Source organism: Mucilaginibacter lacusdianchii, from assembly GCF_009770985.1.
GTDB classification, from domain to species: domain Bacteria; phylum Bacteroidota; class Bacteroidia; order Sphingobacteriales; family Sphingobacteriaceae; genus Mucilaginibacter; species Mucilaginibacter lacusdianchii.
Genome location: NZ_WSRW01000001.1, coordinates 520,340 through 534,602, shown reverse-complemented (window position 1 = coordinate 534,602; position 14,263 = coordinate 520,340). Strand labels below are relative to the sequence as shown.

The following is a 14,263-nucleotide window of genomic DNA, read 5'->3' as shown; positions in this document are numbered from 1 at the left end:
GGGCTGTTCTATGATTGGCACGTAAAATCTTCAGTTTGCCGTAGTGCCTGCTTAAAGGTAAGGCAAGCATGCGGAATAATTTTGCGGATAGCATCATCGCGCGAGATAATATCGTACTTCAGATTTTCAACCAGCGTTTTGGCGTGCGAATAACTGATAGGCGTCAAATAATTGAGCCAGTAAGATGACAAGGCAGATGATACCTGCGGCAACGTCATGATTTTAGCTTTTGTGCCACGGCATATCTCGGCGTGGGTGATCAGCATTTCGCGGAAGGTTAGGATGTCTGGTCCGCTAATGTGAAATTCACTATCATATGTGGCAGCGTTCAGCAAGCAATCAACCAAATAAACAATTACATCGCAGGTAGCAATAGGCTGCTCTTGCGCTTTAGCCCACTTAGAGGCAATCAGTATGGGCGATTTTTTGGTTAATCCTTCCAGCAACTCCGTTGCAATACTGCCCGGACCGATAATCATAGTGGTTTTTAATACGGTTAATGCCGCATCAGCCCCACGCAAAATCTCTTCTACGTGTTGTCGTGACAAGCCCGCTTCGGTTAACTGATCGTCTATTTCGCTTAGGGAAATAATTTGTTTGCAATGCGTTTGATTAACCGCAGTAATGAAGTTATCGGCCGACAGCGCTTCTAATCCGGCAAAGCCCGAGGTTTGCGGAAGGGCATTCACCAGGTAGTAAGCCGCATCAATATCAACCGGTAAAGGTTCCATATTTCGGGCACGCAATAGGTCGCCCGTTACCAGTTCAACCTGGCCGGCATATGGGTTTTGCTTTTCAAAAAGCTTTTTATCGCGCACCAGGCATACTACTACATGGCCCTCCTTCAGCAAAGCCGGGATGAGCCGGGTTCCTATATAGCCACTGGCACCTGCAAGCAGTATCTTCATATCAAGTAGAGCAACAACGCAAAAGGCAGGGAGTTTTGGTTAAGCTAAATAAGTGGTATAATTACCAGCACAACTTATATATGCTGCCAGTATACAGGCTGCAAAATTAAAAAGCCCTGTCAAATAATGGCAGGGCTTTTTGTTTATTTCCTTTATTTAAAATAATGTCAGCTTACTATACAACGGCCATTACATGCGGCTTGTAAGTGTCTGTGCGTACTTGTGCCTGCAATTCATGTAAAATATTATACAGGCCAAAATTGGTACGGTTAACGTAAATAAAATGCTTTACCCCGCGGGCCTGTTTAAACTCGGGCATGCGCGATACCATTTCACCAAAGCCGTACAGCTCATCAAAAAATGCGGTTTCACTAAAATCAAATGTACTGCTCATGTAAGGTTTGGCAAACAGGCCTATCATTTGCTTGTACATGCCGTGGTAAAATTCAATTTGCTTAGGCGTATCGTTCGGCAAAATCATTTCCAGCTTACGGAATGCCTTGATGGTTTCTTCTTTATTATCCAGCAAATTGGTTGACGTAAGTGAAAAGAATGGATAATAAAAATCTTCGGGCATCTCCTTGATGCAGCCAAAATCGATAATGCCCAGTTTGCCGTCGGGTGTAATTAAAAAGTTGCCCGGATGCGGGTCGGCATGCACCGCACGCAGTTCGTGTTGCTGAAAATTGTAAAAGTCCCACAGTGCCTGACCAATTTGGTTACGCAGTTCTTGCGATGGATTGGTTTGCAAAAACTCACGCAAATGCTGCCCTTCCAGCCAGCTCATGGTAATAATACGTTTGCTGGATAATTGCGGATAATACTTAGGAAACACTACATTGTTAAGCCCAGAGCATGCAGTTGAAAACTCTATAGAACGGCGTACTTCCAATTCATAGTCGGTTTCTTCCAGCAGGCGTTCTTCCACCTCGCGCATATAGATATCCAGTTCCTTTTCACTCATGCCCAGCAGGCGAAAAGCAAAGGGTTTAACCAATTTCAGGTCGGATGATATAGAATCGCCTACGCCCGGATATTGTATTTTAACGGCCAGCTTTTCGCCATTCAATTCAGCTTGGTGCACCTGGCCGATAGAGGCAGCGTTGGTTGATTTCAGATTAAACTTATCGTAAATCTGCTCTGGCGATTTGCCAAAATATTTTTTAAAGGTTTGCACAATCAGCGGTCCGGATAGCGGCGGAGCGTTATACTGCGATTGCGAAAATTTATCTACGTAGGCTTTAGGCAGAATGTTTTTATCCATGCTCAGCATTTGCGCTACCTTAAGGGCGCTGCCTTTCAATTCGCTCAGTGATTCGTAGATATCGGCTGCATTATCCTCGTTCAGTTCCGTGCGGTCCAGATCGGGGTTAAACAGCTTTTTAGAGTAATGTTTTATATAGTTGCCGCCCACCTTAAAGCCGGTTTTTACAAACTTGGCCGAGCGCTGTACTTTACTGGTGGGTATGCTGTTTTGCTCTTTGGCGTTATCTTCACTCATGCTTTTTCTCTTCAAATAATGCGGCCAATTTTTGTACAGTCAGGCCGGTATAATCGGCAATAATTAAATCAACCGGGTGCAGTTCCTCTGCTTGGTGTGTAGTGGTTATGGCTGCCACCTTCATACCCGCGGCATTGGCTGCTTTTACACCCGACAAGGAATCTTCAAACACAACGCAGCTTTCAGGCTTAATGCCTAAATCTTCGGCTGCTTTTAAAAATATTTGTGGGTTGGGTTTGGGTTTACTGATGCGCGGCCCATCTACTATTGTATCAAAGTAAGGCTTGATAGGTAGCTTATCCAGCACAAAATCAATATTAGAAGCTGTGGCCGATGACGCTACTGCTGTTTTTACACCGGCGTTTTTAAGTTCAATCAGCAGCCTTTCTAACCCATTAATAGCCGTTACATGCGGGCCATATTCTTCTTTGTAAATGCGGGTCTTTTCATCAAACATCTCCTTCATTTCGTCCTCGCTGTAATCATCGCCAAAAAATTCCCGCATAATAACCATGCCCGGCACACCGCTCAATTTTTCGTTGTATAATTCAGTAGTTACCTCAACACGGTTGTATTTTTCAAACAGTTGTTTCCAGGTTTTAAAATGATACGGATTGTTATCTACCAAAGTGCCATCCATATCAAAAATAGCAGCGAATTGTTTCATAAGTTGTTAATGCAGAAGTGCGAATATAATTTACCGTCGCTCCTCGCCATGACGAAATGATATAATTTTTAAAACCCCATTTTTTCTTTAAATCCGCCATTTTTGGCTAAGAACTTGCCATAATCAATCAGATTATCAATAGGCGAACGCTGAAACAGATCAAACGTTACGTTCAGTCCTTTTTCAATAGCTTCGTCGGTTTTTTCAAAGCCAGCAGAGTTATCGCTGGTCCAGAATTTCAGCACAAATCCAAATTGCATCCAAAGGCCGTCTTTGTAGCGTTTGGAAAAAAACTTGCGATCTGTTAGTTCACCGGTTTCTATGCCATCACGTACCAGCTCATCGGCAAAGTTTTCAAAAATGGTTTTCAGGTTATCTAGTACCCGTGGGGTTGATATACCGCGTGGCTGTTTTTTTAAACTGTAAATGGCAAAGCTGCGGCTGCCTTTGAGTAATTCAAAAAAGCTGTAAAAAAACGACAATGCCTTTTCACGTGATGAGTATTGCGGCCATACTTCCTGTGTTTTAATTTCGGTGATAGTCTTCTTTCCAAACTCTGCCCAGATGTTTTGCTCTACCGCCTCAAACGATCCGAAGTAGCGGTAAAATTCATCCTCGGTCATGTCGTTATTCTTGGCAAAAAGGTAAACCGATTTGGGTTCATGTCCTTCCGTAAGTACATAATCAATATAGGCGCTTTGTATGCTTTTAATAGTTGCCATATGGTGGATGATTAATGATTTGCTATAAATTTACAGTTAATTTGGCTGATCAATGTCATGCTTATATACAATTAAACGCCTGCTTAGGCATATATTGTTTATTCGTTATCAAACAATTAAGCTATAAACGGTTTAATAGATTAGCATTGCCGAGCCTGTTTTCCTGTAATATTCCATATCTTTATAAATCCTGTTTCGTATACAATATTGGGTGCTTAACATTGTATCAGCCGGTTTGTTCATCCTGTTATGTCCGCTCCTAAAAGAATCCTGAAAGAAAATTTGCCGCAAAAAATATGTGCCGTTTGTGGTCGCCCTTTTGCCTGGCGTAAAAAATGGGCTAAGTGTTGGGATGATGTCAAATATTGCAGCGATGCGTGCAGAAGACAGAAATAATGCCGATTATTGTATATTAATTTGGATTGATTATAAACAATGAGTGAAAAAATAATACTGGTTTGGTTCAGAAACGACTTGCGTGTACATGACAATGAAATATTGTTAGAAGCAATACGTAAGGCCGATAAGGTACTGCCGGTATATTGTTTCGATCCTCATTATTTTCAAACTACTGAAGCCGGTAACCATAAAACCGGTAACATACGTGCTCGTTTTCTTATTGAAAGCGTAGCTAATCTACGGCAAAATTTACGCAATCTAGGCGGCGAATTAGTTATCGCACATGGTCATCCGGCCGAGTTGATTCCTCAATTAGCAGAGCAATATCATATCAGCGAAGTATACCACCATCGCGAGGTGGCTTTTGAAGAAACCGGTATATCCGAACAGGTTGAAGCTGCCTTATGGAAGATGAAGCTGAATCTTAAACACTTTATTGGCCATACCCTGTACCATAAAGAGGATTTGCCTTTTCCGATTAAAGATATCCCGGATAGCTTCAATACCTTTAAAAAGAAAGTAGAACGCGATAGTGCGGTGCGCCCGTGTGTGCAAACGCCCGAGGCTGTTATGACGCCTGAAATTATTGATGCCGGTGAAGTGCCAACCCTTGAGCAATTGGGATTAAATGAGCCCATTGCCGACCCTCGTGCTTATCGTTTTGTAGGTGGCGAAACTATGGCTCTGCAACAATTAGAGCAGTATTTTGCCAATAAGTCAACAGCTGCAACCCTTAAAAAGGGGAGTAGCGCAGCTTCCAAGTTATCACCATGGTTAGCTCTGGGCTGTTTATCGCCCAGGCAGGTATATTGGGAACTGGTAAAACACGAAGTTAGCATTAACAGTCACCCGCTGATGCTGGAATTACTATGGCGCGACTACTTCCGGTTTATGTTTAAGAAGTACAGCAGCAAGTTCTACAGTCCGGCTGGCTTTAAAGATAATGCACCCGAACTGGCTACTAACCAGGATGAACTATTTGACCAGTGGAAAAACGGTCAAACCGGTGTGCCTTACGTAGATGCCTGTATGCACGAGTTGAAAATTACGGGCTTTTTACATAATTCCTGCAGACAGGTGGTGGCGGCTTATCTGACCAAAACCTTAAAAGTTGACTGGACCCGCGGCGCCCAATGGTTCGAAGAAAAATTAATCGACTACTCACCGGCCAGCAACTGGGGCAACTGGGCCTACATTGCCGGTGTAGGCAACGATCCTCGCGAGAATCGATATTTTAATCCCAAAACTGCTGCCGAATTAGACCCTAAAGGAGAATATGTTAGGCTGTGGTTAAATGAAGAAGCCGCCGGAGATTTGGCTGCATCAGCATAGTTTTTGCAACATAATTGCCTAAAAAGTAACGGCTTGTGTAATAGGCGTAGAAGCGATCTCAAAATTTTTGCACTGTCTTTATTTATACTACTATCCTAAGTTTGTACTGTAAAATTAACTTCTGATAGTGGTCCTTTACTTACTTCGTCCGCTCATTGCCGCGGAGGCTATTTCTTTTGTCATAGCCACAAAAGAAACAAAAAGGCCTAGCTCTCGCGATCCCTATCCAACGCTACAGGCAGCCGCCGGCCCGGGCGCGATAGCGGGCCACTGCGCTTCTTTTCTTTTTCTATCCTCGTTCAAAGTAAAGCACAGTCAGAACATAACCGACAAAAGAATCGGCATTCAGCTTCTTTCGGTAGCTACTGACTTAAGTATAAGCACTGTTTTGAATAGAAAGAAGGTGCGGCCGAGAGCTTTTTCTTTGGTTACTTTCTTTTTTGCGGTAAAAAAGAAAGTGACATCCACAGTCGGTGGTATAAGAATATCTCTATCCTAATGAAACACAACCAGAAGTAAAAGCTACAAATAAAAAGAACAAGCCTCAATCATTCAAAACCACATCAACACCTGCCTGTTGTTTAATGCATGTCCCGCACGCTCCGATTAATACTTGGCGATCAGCTAAACAGTAATCACAGTTGGTTTAAGCAAACTGACAACAACATTATATATGTAATGCTCGAGGTGATGCAAGAGCAGCAATATGTAATGCACCATGTGCAAAAGATACTGGCTTTTTTTGGAGCGATGCGCAACTTTGCTTATCAGCTTAAAAAAAGAGGGCACCAAGTGGTTTATATCAAATTGGATGATCCGGAAAATCAGCAGGATTTTGAACAGAATCTGCAACGCATCATCATCCAAAACAGCATCACCCGCTTTGAGTACCAACTGCCCGACGAATACCGGTTGGACGAGCAGTTAAAAGCTATCTGCCAAAAGTTAAATATTGAAACTGGTGTTGCCGATACGGAGCATTTTTTAACAGAACGGAATGACGTTCAAAACTTTTTCAGCGGTAAAAAGCGTTACCTGATGGAAGTGTTTTATAGGCACATGCGCCAGAAGTTGCATATATTAATGGAAGGCGACGATCCGCTGGGCGACCGCTGGAATTTTGATACCGATAATCGTAAAAAGTACGACGGCAAAGTGCCGCTGGAAGAGCCCATTCGCTACAATCATGACGTAACGGAACTAAAGGCTATGATTGACCGCATGGGCGTCAAGTATTTTGGAGAGGTAGATGCCATGCGGCTGGAATGGCCGCTTTCCCGACAGGAGGCTTTAAAATCACTCGAGTATTTTTGTGAGCATTTGCTGCCACACTTTGGTACTTATGAAGATGCCATGCTGCAAGAGCATATCAGCTTATTCCATTCGCGTATGTCTTTTGCGCTGAACTCAAAAATGATTGCGCCGTTTGAGATTGTGAGTAAGGTGTTGAATCACTATAAGCAGCATCAGCAAATAATCACCTTACCGCAGGTAGAAGGTTATATACGGCAGGTGGTAGGTTGGCGCGAGTTTATGCGTGGGGTATACTGGTCGCAAATGCCGGGGTATGATGAGAAAAACTTCTTTAACCACCGCACGGAGATACCGCACTGGTTTTGGGATGGCAATACGAAAATGAACTGCCTCAACAAATGTATTGGCCAATCGCTTAACCATGCCTGGGCACATCACATACAACGGCTGATGGTAATTGGTAATTTTTGCTTGCTGGCCGGCATTAACCCCGATGATGTGGATGCCTGGTATCTGGGTATTTATGTAGATGCCATTCAATGGGTAGAAATTACCAACACCCGTGGCATGAGTCAGTTTGCCGACGGTGGTATAATTGCCTCGAAACCATACGCAGCTACCGCGGCCTATATCAACAAAATGAGTGATTACTGCAAGCACTGCCATTACGATTATAAGAAAAGATATGGCGACCGTGCTTGCCCGTACAACAGCCTTTACTGGAACTTTTTGGACCGCAATGCCGAGCATCTGCAAAGCAACCCGCGCATCGGTATGGCCTATCGCATCTTGAAAACGATGCAGCCTGATGAAAAGCAGAAAGTAATGGAGCAGGCGGCCGATTATCTGGATAAATTAAATGAGTTATAACAATGCTCACTCAGCATTCTTTCTGGTTCCCAGCCATAGCAGTGAATTAATGATAAACTGATTCTGCTCTTTATTGCTGAAAGTATAAGAAAGTGTGCGATTGGTATTGTCGTACTTGTGCTCATAGTCCATATCATTGTGGCCCATATTTACATACACCATTTTATATTTCTTGTTGGTCCAAGCTACGGGGTAGTAGCCGCTATGCCAAATCTCATTGGGCTTGGGGCCGGTGCCCAGCGGAAAGCTGCTGGAGTCAATAGTCAGTAAAATATCGATGTCCGGATTTTTGCTTAAGTCGTTTTGCCAGCGGTACCATTCGTTGGGGGATGCTTTGAAAATAGCGGGTAAGTGCTTTGTGGCAGGATGCCGTTTGTTTTCCACTCGCAATATGGCCGATGTTGGTCGCCAGGTGTTACTTCCATATTCGCCCGAGCCTAAAAACTGGTTATGATACCAGTTCCAGTTTTGCGGATAGGCCGATGGCGTAAGTGCAAATGCCGAAAAGTGAAAGCCCATCCAGGCACCACCATTTTTCATGTATTGTTCAAAAGCAGCACGCTGTTCAGGTGCGTCGGGCCGGGTATCTAAAAATAATACAACCTGATAATGCGAAAGGAAGGCTGTGTTTAAATTACGCCAGTTGCTGGTGGTATCATACGTAAAATGATGCTTTTTGGCGATTTCTGGAAACCAGCGATTAGCTTCATTAACAAAGCTGATATGGGCCAGGTCATTTTTGCCTGTAAAAAAGGCAATCACCTTAAAGCGGGAAGCATTAATTTGTGCATAAGCATTTGCAGCAAGCAGCAAGAAACTTAAGCATATTATGCTAAGTGTAATTTTAACACTGTTAAAAAAGGGCATCTTTTTGTTAAGATTAGGTAAAAGTAAGCAGTTGCCAATTTAACATATTACTAAACATTTATACTTATTGGGCACATTTAGTGCGTTTAGCGATAGTCAATCTGTTAAAAAATCAAAATATAACATTTTCAAAACCATTTGCAAATTAAACCGTGTAGTTTACATCTTATATTCTTAGTTTTGTACCGTTTTACTGATTGGTTTTCAGATGGATCGTCTTAATTACATCAATAGCGGAAACGCAGCCTACATAGATTCACTATACGAAGCTTACAAAAATGACTCTGAATCCGTTGATTACGGGTGGCAGAAATTTTTTGAGGGCTTTGATTTTGGACAAGGAAATGCACCGCAACCCGCTGCCGCAAATGCTGCAGCCGGCACTCCCGAGCACGTTTTAAAAGAAATTAACGTGCTGAATATGATAAACGGTTACCGTTCACGCGGTCACCTGTTTACCAAAACTAACCCCGTGCGCGAACGCCGCAAATACCATCCGGGCAAAGAGCTTGAAACCTTTGGTTTAAGCGATGCCGACATGGATACCGTATTTAACGCTGGTGTAGAGGTTGGCTTAGGCCCGGCCAAGCTGCGCGATATTCGGCAGCTGTTGGAGGATACCTATTGCCAGTCGATTGGCGCGGAGTACAAGTACATTCGTAATCCGATAAAAACCAAATGGTTTGAGGATAGGATGGAAAGCAAGCGCAATAAACCGTCGTTTACGGTTGAAGAGAAAAAGCGTATTTTAAATAAGCTGAACCAGGCGGTAGTATTTGAAAGCTTTTTGGGTACCAAGTTTTTGGGTCAGAAACGCTTTTCGCTGGAAGGTGGAGAGTCATTGATTCCGGCACTGGATTCGGTTATCGAAAAAGGTGCACAGTTGGGTATCGAAGAGTTTACCATTGGTATGGCTCACCGTGGTCGTTTAAATGTTTTGACCAACATTATGGGCAAAACCTACAAAGAGATTTTTGCCGAATTTGAAGGTAAAAATTACGACCTGGAAACCTCTTTTGGCGGCGACGTAAAATATCACTTAGGTTATTCAACCGACGTAGAGTTATCTAACGGCAAAAAAGTACACTTAAGCCTTTGTCCCAACCCATCGCACCTAGAAACTGTTGACCCTGTGGTTGAAGGTATAACCCGTGCTAAAATTGACGGCAAATACAACGGCGACCATGATAAAATTGCACCGATATTAATACATGGCGATGCTTCTGTAGCAGGCCAGGGTATTATCTATGAGGTGCTACAGATGGAAAAACTGCAAGGTTACAAAACAGGTGGCACCGTTCACCTGGTAATTAATAACCAGATTGGTTTTACCACCAACTTTAAAGATGCCCGTTCAAGCACTTATTGTACCGATATTGCCAAAACCGTATTATCGCCCGTATTCCACGTAAACGGTGATGATGTAGAGGCATTGGTATACACCATTAATCTGGCTATGGAATATCGTCAGGAATTTAATGAGGATGTGTTTATCGATATTCTGTGCTACCGCCGTTACGGCCACAACGAGTCGGATGAGCCTAAGTTCACCCAGCCGGTACTGTATAAAGCGATAGAAGGTCACCCTAACACCCGCGAAATTTATAACGAACAATTGGTTAAAGAAGGCAGCATTAATGCTGAGTTTACCAAGGGTTTGGATAAAGCATTCCGCGACGAATTGCAAGGTCAACTGAACGAAATTAAAGCGCAAGATCGCTTTACCGATACCAAACCAATGTTTGCCGGTGCATGGCAAGGGCTGCACGTACCTACCAAAGAAGAGGTATATGCAACTTCTGATACTGCCATCAGCGAAGAGCAATTCCTGGAAATTGGCCGTAAACTAACTGATTTGCCAACAGACAAACCGTTGTTCAAGAAAATTGAAAAGCTGTTTGACGATCGTCGCAAAATGGTGAATGAAACCCGCACTTTTGACTGGGCTATGGGCGAGTTGATTGCTTATGGTTCATTGTTAAAAGAAGGTCACCCGGTACGTTTAAGCGGCGAGGACGTAAAACGCGGTACATTCTCACACCGTCATGCGGTAGTTACGCTGCCTGATACCGATGAGGAATATACGCCAATGGATACTTTAGGTGCTGATGCAAAATTCTACATCTATAACTCTCTACTATCTGAGTATGGCGTTTTAGGTTTCGAATATGGTTATGCATTGGCTAACCCTAACGCTTTAACCATTTGGGAAGCACAATTTGGCGACTTCTTTAACGGAGCTCAAATTGTAGTTGACCAGTATTTGGTAAGTGCCGAAACCAAATGGCAACGTGGTAACGGTTTAGTAATGTTATTGCCACATGGTTTTGAAGGCCAAGGCCCCGAGCACTCATCAGCACGTATTGAGCGCTTTATGGAGCTTTGCGCCGATAGCAACATTCAGGCAGTAAACTGTACTACGCCCGCCAACTTCTTCCACGTATTGCGCCGTCAGCTGCACCGCGATTTCCGTAAACCATTGGTGGTATTTACACCGAAAAGTTTACTGCGCCATCCGGCCTGCGTATCTAAACTGGAAGACTTTACCCAAGGCAAATTCCAGGAACTGATTGACGATGCAAGCGTAGATACTAAAAACGTAAAACGTGTACTATTCTGCAGCGGTAAAATTTATTATGAGTTGCTGGAAAAACAGCAAGCTGATAAACGTACTGATGTTGCCATTGTTCGCGTAGAGCAACTGTATCCAACACCTAAGTTGGAGATGGAAGCCATCAAAGAGAAGTACACCAACGCCACCGAGTTTTTCTGGGTACAGGAAGAGCCAGAAAACATGGGTGCATGGCCATATATGCTGCGTAAGTTCCGCAAAAGCCCACTGCAACTGGAAGTAATTTCACGTAAAGAAGCTGCCAGCACTGCTACCGGTTACTCAAAACAGCATGCTTCACAGCAACTGTATATTATCTCTAAAGCTTTTGAAGCACCGGTTAGCCAGGAACAAAAAGAAAATGTGAAAAAGTCGGCCGATAAAATGGCCGAAACTAATGCTGATTAATTTGTTGCGCGTTTAGCTGTCGGTTGTCAGTTGTGAGTTGTCTGAAATAGAAATACAGACGTTTGCAGCTGACAACTCACAACTGACAACTCACAACTCAATTCAAAATATAACGTTACAACCTACAACGAATTCAGTCTATTATGAGTTTAGAAATCAAAGTTCCGCCGGTAGGCGAATCCATTACCGAAGTTACCCTGTCGCGCTGGATTAAAAAAGACGGTGAGCCAGTTGCCATGGATGAGGTAATTGCCGAATTAGAATCAGACAAAGCTACTTTTGAGCTGACTGCCGAAAGTGCCGGAACTTTAAAAATTACTGCCCAGGAAGGTGATACATTGCCAATTGGTGCTGTAGTAGCCAGTATTGAAGCTGGTGCCGCTGCTCCTGCGGCTGCCGCTCCGGTAAGCAAACAAACTGCTGCCGCTGCTGATGAAAGCGCTCCTGGTCAGCGTGATACCCGCCCTGAAGCGGCTCCGGCTGCTGCCCCAGCACCGGCTGCCGAGGCTAAAACTGTTGAAATTAAAGTTCCGCCGGTAGGCGAGTCTATCACTGAAGTTACCTTATCCCGCTGGATTAAGAAAAGCGGCGAGCAGGTAGCTATGGACGAAGCTATTGCTGAACTGGAATCAGATAAAGCTACTTTTGAATTAACTGCCGAAAGCGCAGGTACGTTAACTACCTTAGCCAACGAAGGCGACGTGCTGGCCATTGGCGCTGTAGTTTGCAAGATTGAAAGTGGCGTTGGAGGTGGTGCGAAGAGCGAAGCGCCAAGTGCGCCTGCTGCTTCACAACCAGCAACAGACAACAGACAACAGACAACCGGAAACGGTTATGCTGCAGGCACTCCATCACCTGCTGCCGGTAAAATACTGGCCGAAAAAGGTGTTGATCCGCAAAATGTGAACGGTACCGGTGTAGGTGGCCGTATCACTAAAGAAGATGCCCTGAACGCGCAGAAAACTGCTGCTGGCCCATCTAATAATGCGGCTTCATCAGCACCAAAAGTTACCCCACAAACCGCAGCAGCACCATCAGGCGCTACCAGTACCCGTGCCGAGCGTCGCGAAAAAATGACCAACCTGCGTAAAACCGTAGCTAAGCGTTTGGTTGCTGTTAAAAATGAAACAGCCATGCTAACCACTTTTAATGAAGTGGACATGCAGCCTATCATGGAGCTACGTGGCAAATACAAAGATAAATTTAAAGAAAAACATGGCGTAGGCTTAGGCTTCATGTCGTTTTTTACCAAAGCGGTATGTATGGCCCTGCAAGAATGGCCAGCCGTAGGTGCCCGTATTGATGGTGAAGAGATTGTGTACAGCAACTTTGCTGATATTTCTATCGCTGTATCTGCACCTAAAGGTTTGGTGGTTCCCATCATCCGTAACGCAGATGCCATGAGCTTGGCCGAAATCGAGAAAGCCGTAGTTACGCTGGCCGGCAAAGCCCGCGAAAACAAGCTGACCATTGAGGACATGACCGGCGGTACTTTTACTATTACCAACGGTGGGATCTTCGGATCTATGCTGTCTACGCCAATCATCAATGCACCGCAATCGGCTATTTTGGGTATGCATAACATTATCGAGCGCCCGGTGGCTGTAAACGGCCAAGTGGTTATCCGCCCGATGATGTACCTGGCCCTGTCATACGATCACCGCATCGTAGACGGCCGCGAATCAGTAAGCTTCCTGGTACGTGTAAAACAATTGCTGGAAGATCCTGCAAGATTATTGTTAGGCGTTTAATTGATTGTTCGATTTTGAATATAAAAAGCTCGACCGGTATGGTCGGGCTTTTTTGGTTTTTGGTTGCGCCACGCTTATATGCAGTCTAATTAGATTATATAATACCGTCAAAATAATTTTTATGCATTGTAACAGATAACTCCGTATAGCGCCTTGATAATATTGGTAGCGGGTTGCTGCTAAGTAACGGGATACTTTATTGCAAGTAAGTAAATGCTTGTTTTGAGCGTTGTCATGCAAATGACGCAAAGAATACGTAAGTTTAATTATCAGCCACAATGTAAATTCGCTTCAAAACAACTTAGCATGAAAAACAATAATCTAGGTAGCAAGGTAAAAGCTTTGCGCATCAGCAAGGGGTATTCACAAGAATATCTGGCCGAATGTTGCCGGCTTAGTTTGCGCACGATACAGCGAATTGAAAGTGGTGCAACCCAACCACACGGTGATAGCCTGCAACGCCTAGCAACCTGTTTCGAGATACCTGTTCATAAACTAACAGAAGTTGCCGAGAGTATACGTCCTGAATTTGCCGAGTTACCTGAAGATAGAGTTTATTTAATGGCAATACATCTGTCGGCTCTAAGCTTTTTTCTGTGGGCGCCGCTAGGTGTGATAGTGCCATTTGCTTTATGGGTTATAAAACGTAATTCTATTAAAGGAATTGATGAAATTGCTAAGCGGGTAGTTAACTTTCAAATAACTTGGTGTTTGATTCATTATGGATGGTTGTTGTTTTTTACAACCTCAATTATATTTCATTTTAATATGCCGGTTTCCAATATAGGTTTCGGAGGATTAGGCTTACCGGAGATAATACTTATCATGGGTATAGCCATTCCGTATGCCTATAATGCAATTATGATTGTTGTGAATACCTGCTTAGCATTTAACGGCAGAGCGGCATTTTATCAGCCTGCTATTAAAATTTTTCGATAACCTGATTCTTTTATATGGCGATTAATTAAAAAAA

The 14,263-nt window shown here is 43.7% G+C and carries 11 protein-coding genes; 6 read left to right on the top strand and 5 right to left on the bottom strand.

Features of this window, described 5'->3' with window-relative positions:
- Positions 1–8: 8 nt before the first annotated feature.
- The 4 genes from GPM24_RS02475 to GPM24_RS02460 form a co-directional block, all read right to left on the bottom strand.
- Entirely contained in the window at positions 9–908 is a 900-nt protein-coding gene (locus GPM24_RS02475) for an NAD(P)H-binding protein (protein ID WP_158825152.1), read from the bottom strand.
- Positions 909–1,083: 175 nt separating this feature from the next.
- Positions 1,084–2,409 (bottom strand): ABC1 kinase family protein, encoded by a 1,326-nt coding sequence (locus tag GPM24_RS02470; RefSeq protein ID WP_158825151.1) that lies wholly within the window; start codon positions 2,407–2,409, stop codon positions 1,084–1,086.
- Positions 2,402–3,076 (bottom strand): HAD family hydrolase, encoded by a 675-nt coding sequence (locus tag GPM24_RS02465; RefSeq protein ID WP_158825150.1) that lies wholly within the window; start codon positions 3,074–3,076, stop codon positions 2,402–2,404. The genes GPM24_RS02470 and GPM24_RS02465 overlap by 8 nt, the downstream gene beginning before the upstream one ends.
- A 68-nt stretch (positions 3,077–3,144) precedes the next feature.
- Positions 3,145–3,798 (bottom strand): TetR family transcriptional regulator C-terminal domain-containing protein, encoded by a 654-nt coding sequence (locus tag GPM24_RS02460; RefSeq protein ID WP_158825149.1) that lies wholly within the window; start codon positions 3,796–3,798, stop codon positions 3,145–3,147.
- 249 nt (positions 3,799–4,047) lie between these two features.
- Between GPM24_RS02460 and GPM24_RS22275 the strand changes: the two genes are divergently transcribed.
- The 3 genes from GPM24_RS22275 to GPM24_RS02445 all read left to right on the top strand — a co-directional run bounded on the left by GPM24_RS22275 (position 4,048) and on the right by GPM24_RS02445 (position 7,653).
- Entirely contained in the window at positions 4,048–4,194 is a 147-nt protein-coding gene (locus tag GPM24_RS22275; protein WP_158825148.1) for a DUF2256 domain-containing protein, read from the top strand.
- 39 nt (positions 4,195–4,233) lie between these two features.
- Positions 4,234–5,529, top strand: coding sequence for a DASH family cryptochrome (locus GPM24_RS02450; RefSeq protein WP_158825147.1), 1,296 nt, complete (start codon positions 4,234–4,236; stop codon positions 5,527–5,529).
- A 588-nt stretch (positions 5,530–6,117) separates the two neighbouring features.
- Positions 6,118–7,653 carry a cryptochrome/photolyase family protein gene (locus GPM24_RS02445; RefSeq protein WP_158825146.1) on the top strand — a complete coding sequence of 512 codons (1,536 nt, stop codon included), beginning with the start codon at positions 6,118–6,120 and terminating at the stop codon, positions 7,651–7,653.
- A gap of 6 nt (positions 7,654–7,659) precedes the next feature.
- Here the strand turns inward: GPM24_RS02445 and GPM24_RS02440 are convergent, their stop codons facing one another.
- On the bottom strand, positions 7,660–8,466 hold the full coding sequence (locus GPM24_RS02440) for a ThuA domain-containing protein (RefSeq protein WP_233268715.1): 807 nt from the start codon (positions 8,464–8,466) through the stop codon (positions 7,660–7,662).
- Positions 8,467–8,728: 262 nt separating this feature from the next.
- On the opposite strand from GPM24_RS02440, the gene GPM24_RS02435 reads away from it, so the two are divergent.
- The 3 genes from GPM24_RS02435 to GPM24_RS02425 all read left to right on the top strand — a co-directional run bounded on the left by GPM24_RS02435 (position 8,729) and on the right by GPM24_RS02425 (position 14,229).
- On the top strand, positions 8,729–11,539 hold the full coding sequence (locus GPM24_RS02435) for a 2-oxoglutarate dehydrogenase E1 component (RefSeq protein ID WP_158825144.1): 2,811 nt from the start codon (positions 8,729–8,731) through the stop codon (positions 11,537–11,539).
- Between the two features lie 143 nt (positions 11,540–11,682).
- A complete protein-coding gene (gene odhB / locus GPM24_RS02430; protein ID WP_158825143.1) occupies positions 11,683–13,290 on the top strand; it encodes a 2-oxoglutarate dehydrogenase complex dihydrolipoyllysine-residue succinyltransferase in 1,608 nt (535 codons plus the stop codon).
- A 213-nt stretch (positions 13,291–13,503) separates the two neighbouring features.
- The gene (locus GPM24_RS02425; RefSeq protein ID WP_158825142.1) at positions 13,504–14,229 is read left to right on the top strand and encodes a helix-turn-helix domain-containing protein; all 726 of its coding nucleotides are present in this window, start codon (positions 13,504–13,506) and stop codon (positions 14,227–14,229) included.
- Positions 14,230–14,263: the final 34 nt, after the last annotated feature.

Coding starts and splice junctions, on each gene's coding strand:
- GPM24_RS22275 (WP_158825148.1), top strand. CDS start 4,048: ATGTCCGCTCCTAAAAGAATCCTGAAAGAAAATTTGCCGCAAAAAATA.
- GPM24_RS02425 (WP_158825142.1), top strand. CDS start 13,504: ATGCTTGTTTTGAGCGTTGTCATGCAAATGACGCAAAGAATACGTAAG.
- GPM24_RS02460 (WP_158825149.1), bottom strand. CDS start 3,798: ATGGCAACTATTAAAAGCATACAAAGCGCCTATATTGATTATGTACTT.
- odhB (WP_158825143.1), top strand. CDS start 11,683: ATGAGTTTAGAAATCAAAGTTCCGCCGGTAGGCGAATCCATTACCGAA.
- GPM24_RS02475 (WP_158825152.1), bottom strand. CDS start 908: ATGAAGATACTGCTTGCAGGTGCCAGTGGCTATATAGGAACCCGGCTC.
- GPM24_RS02435 (WP_158825144.1), top strand. CDS start 8,729: ATGGATCGTCTTAATTACATCAATAGCGGAAACGCAGCCTACATAGAT.
- GPM24_RS02445 (WP_158825146.1), top strand. CDS start 6,118: ATGTCCCGCACGCTCCGATTAATACTTGGCGATCAGCTAAACAGTAAT.
- GPM24_RS02465 (WP_158825150.1), bottom strand. CDS start 3,076: ATGAAACAATTCGCTGCTATTTTTGATATGGATGGCACTTTGGTAGAT.
- GPM24_RS02450 (WP_158825147.1), top strand. CDS start 4,234: ATGAGTGAAAAAATAATACTGGTTTGGTTCAGAAACGACTTGCGTGTA.
- GPM24_RS02470 (WP_158825151.1), bottom strand. CDS start 2,409: ATGAGTGAAGATAACGCCAAAGAGCAAAACAGCATACCCACCAGTAAA.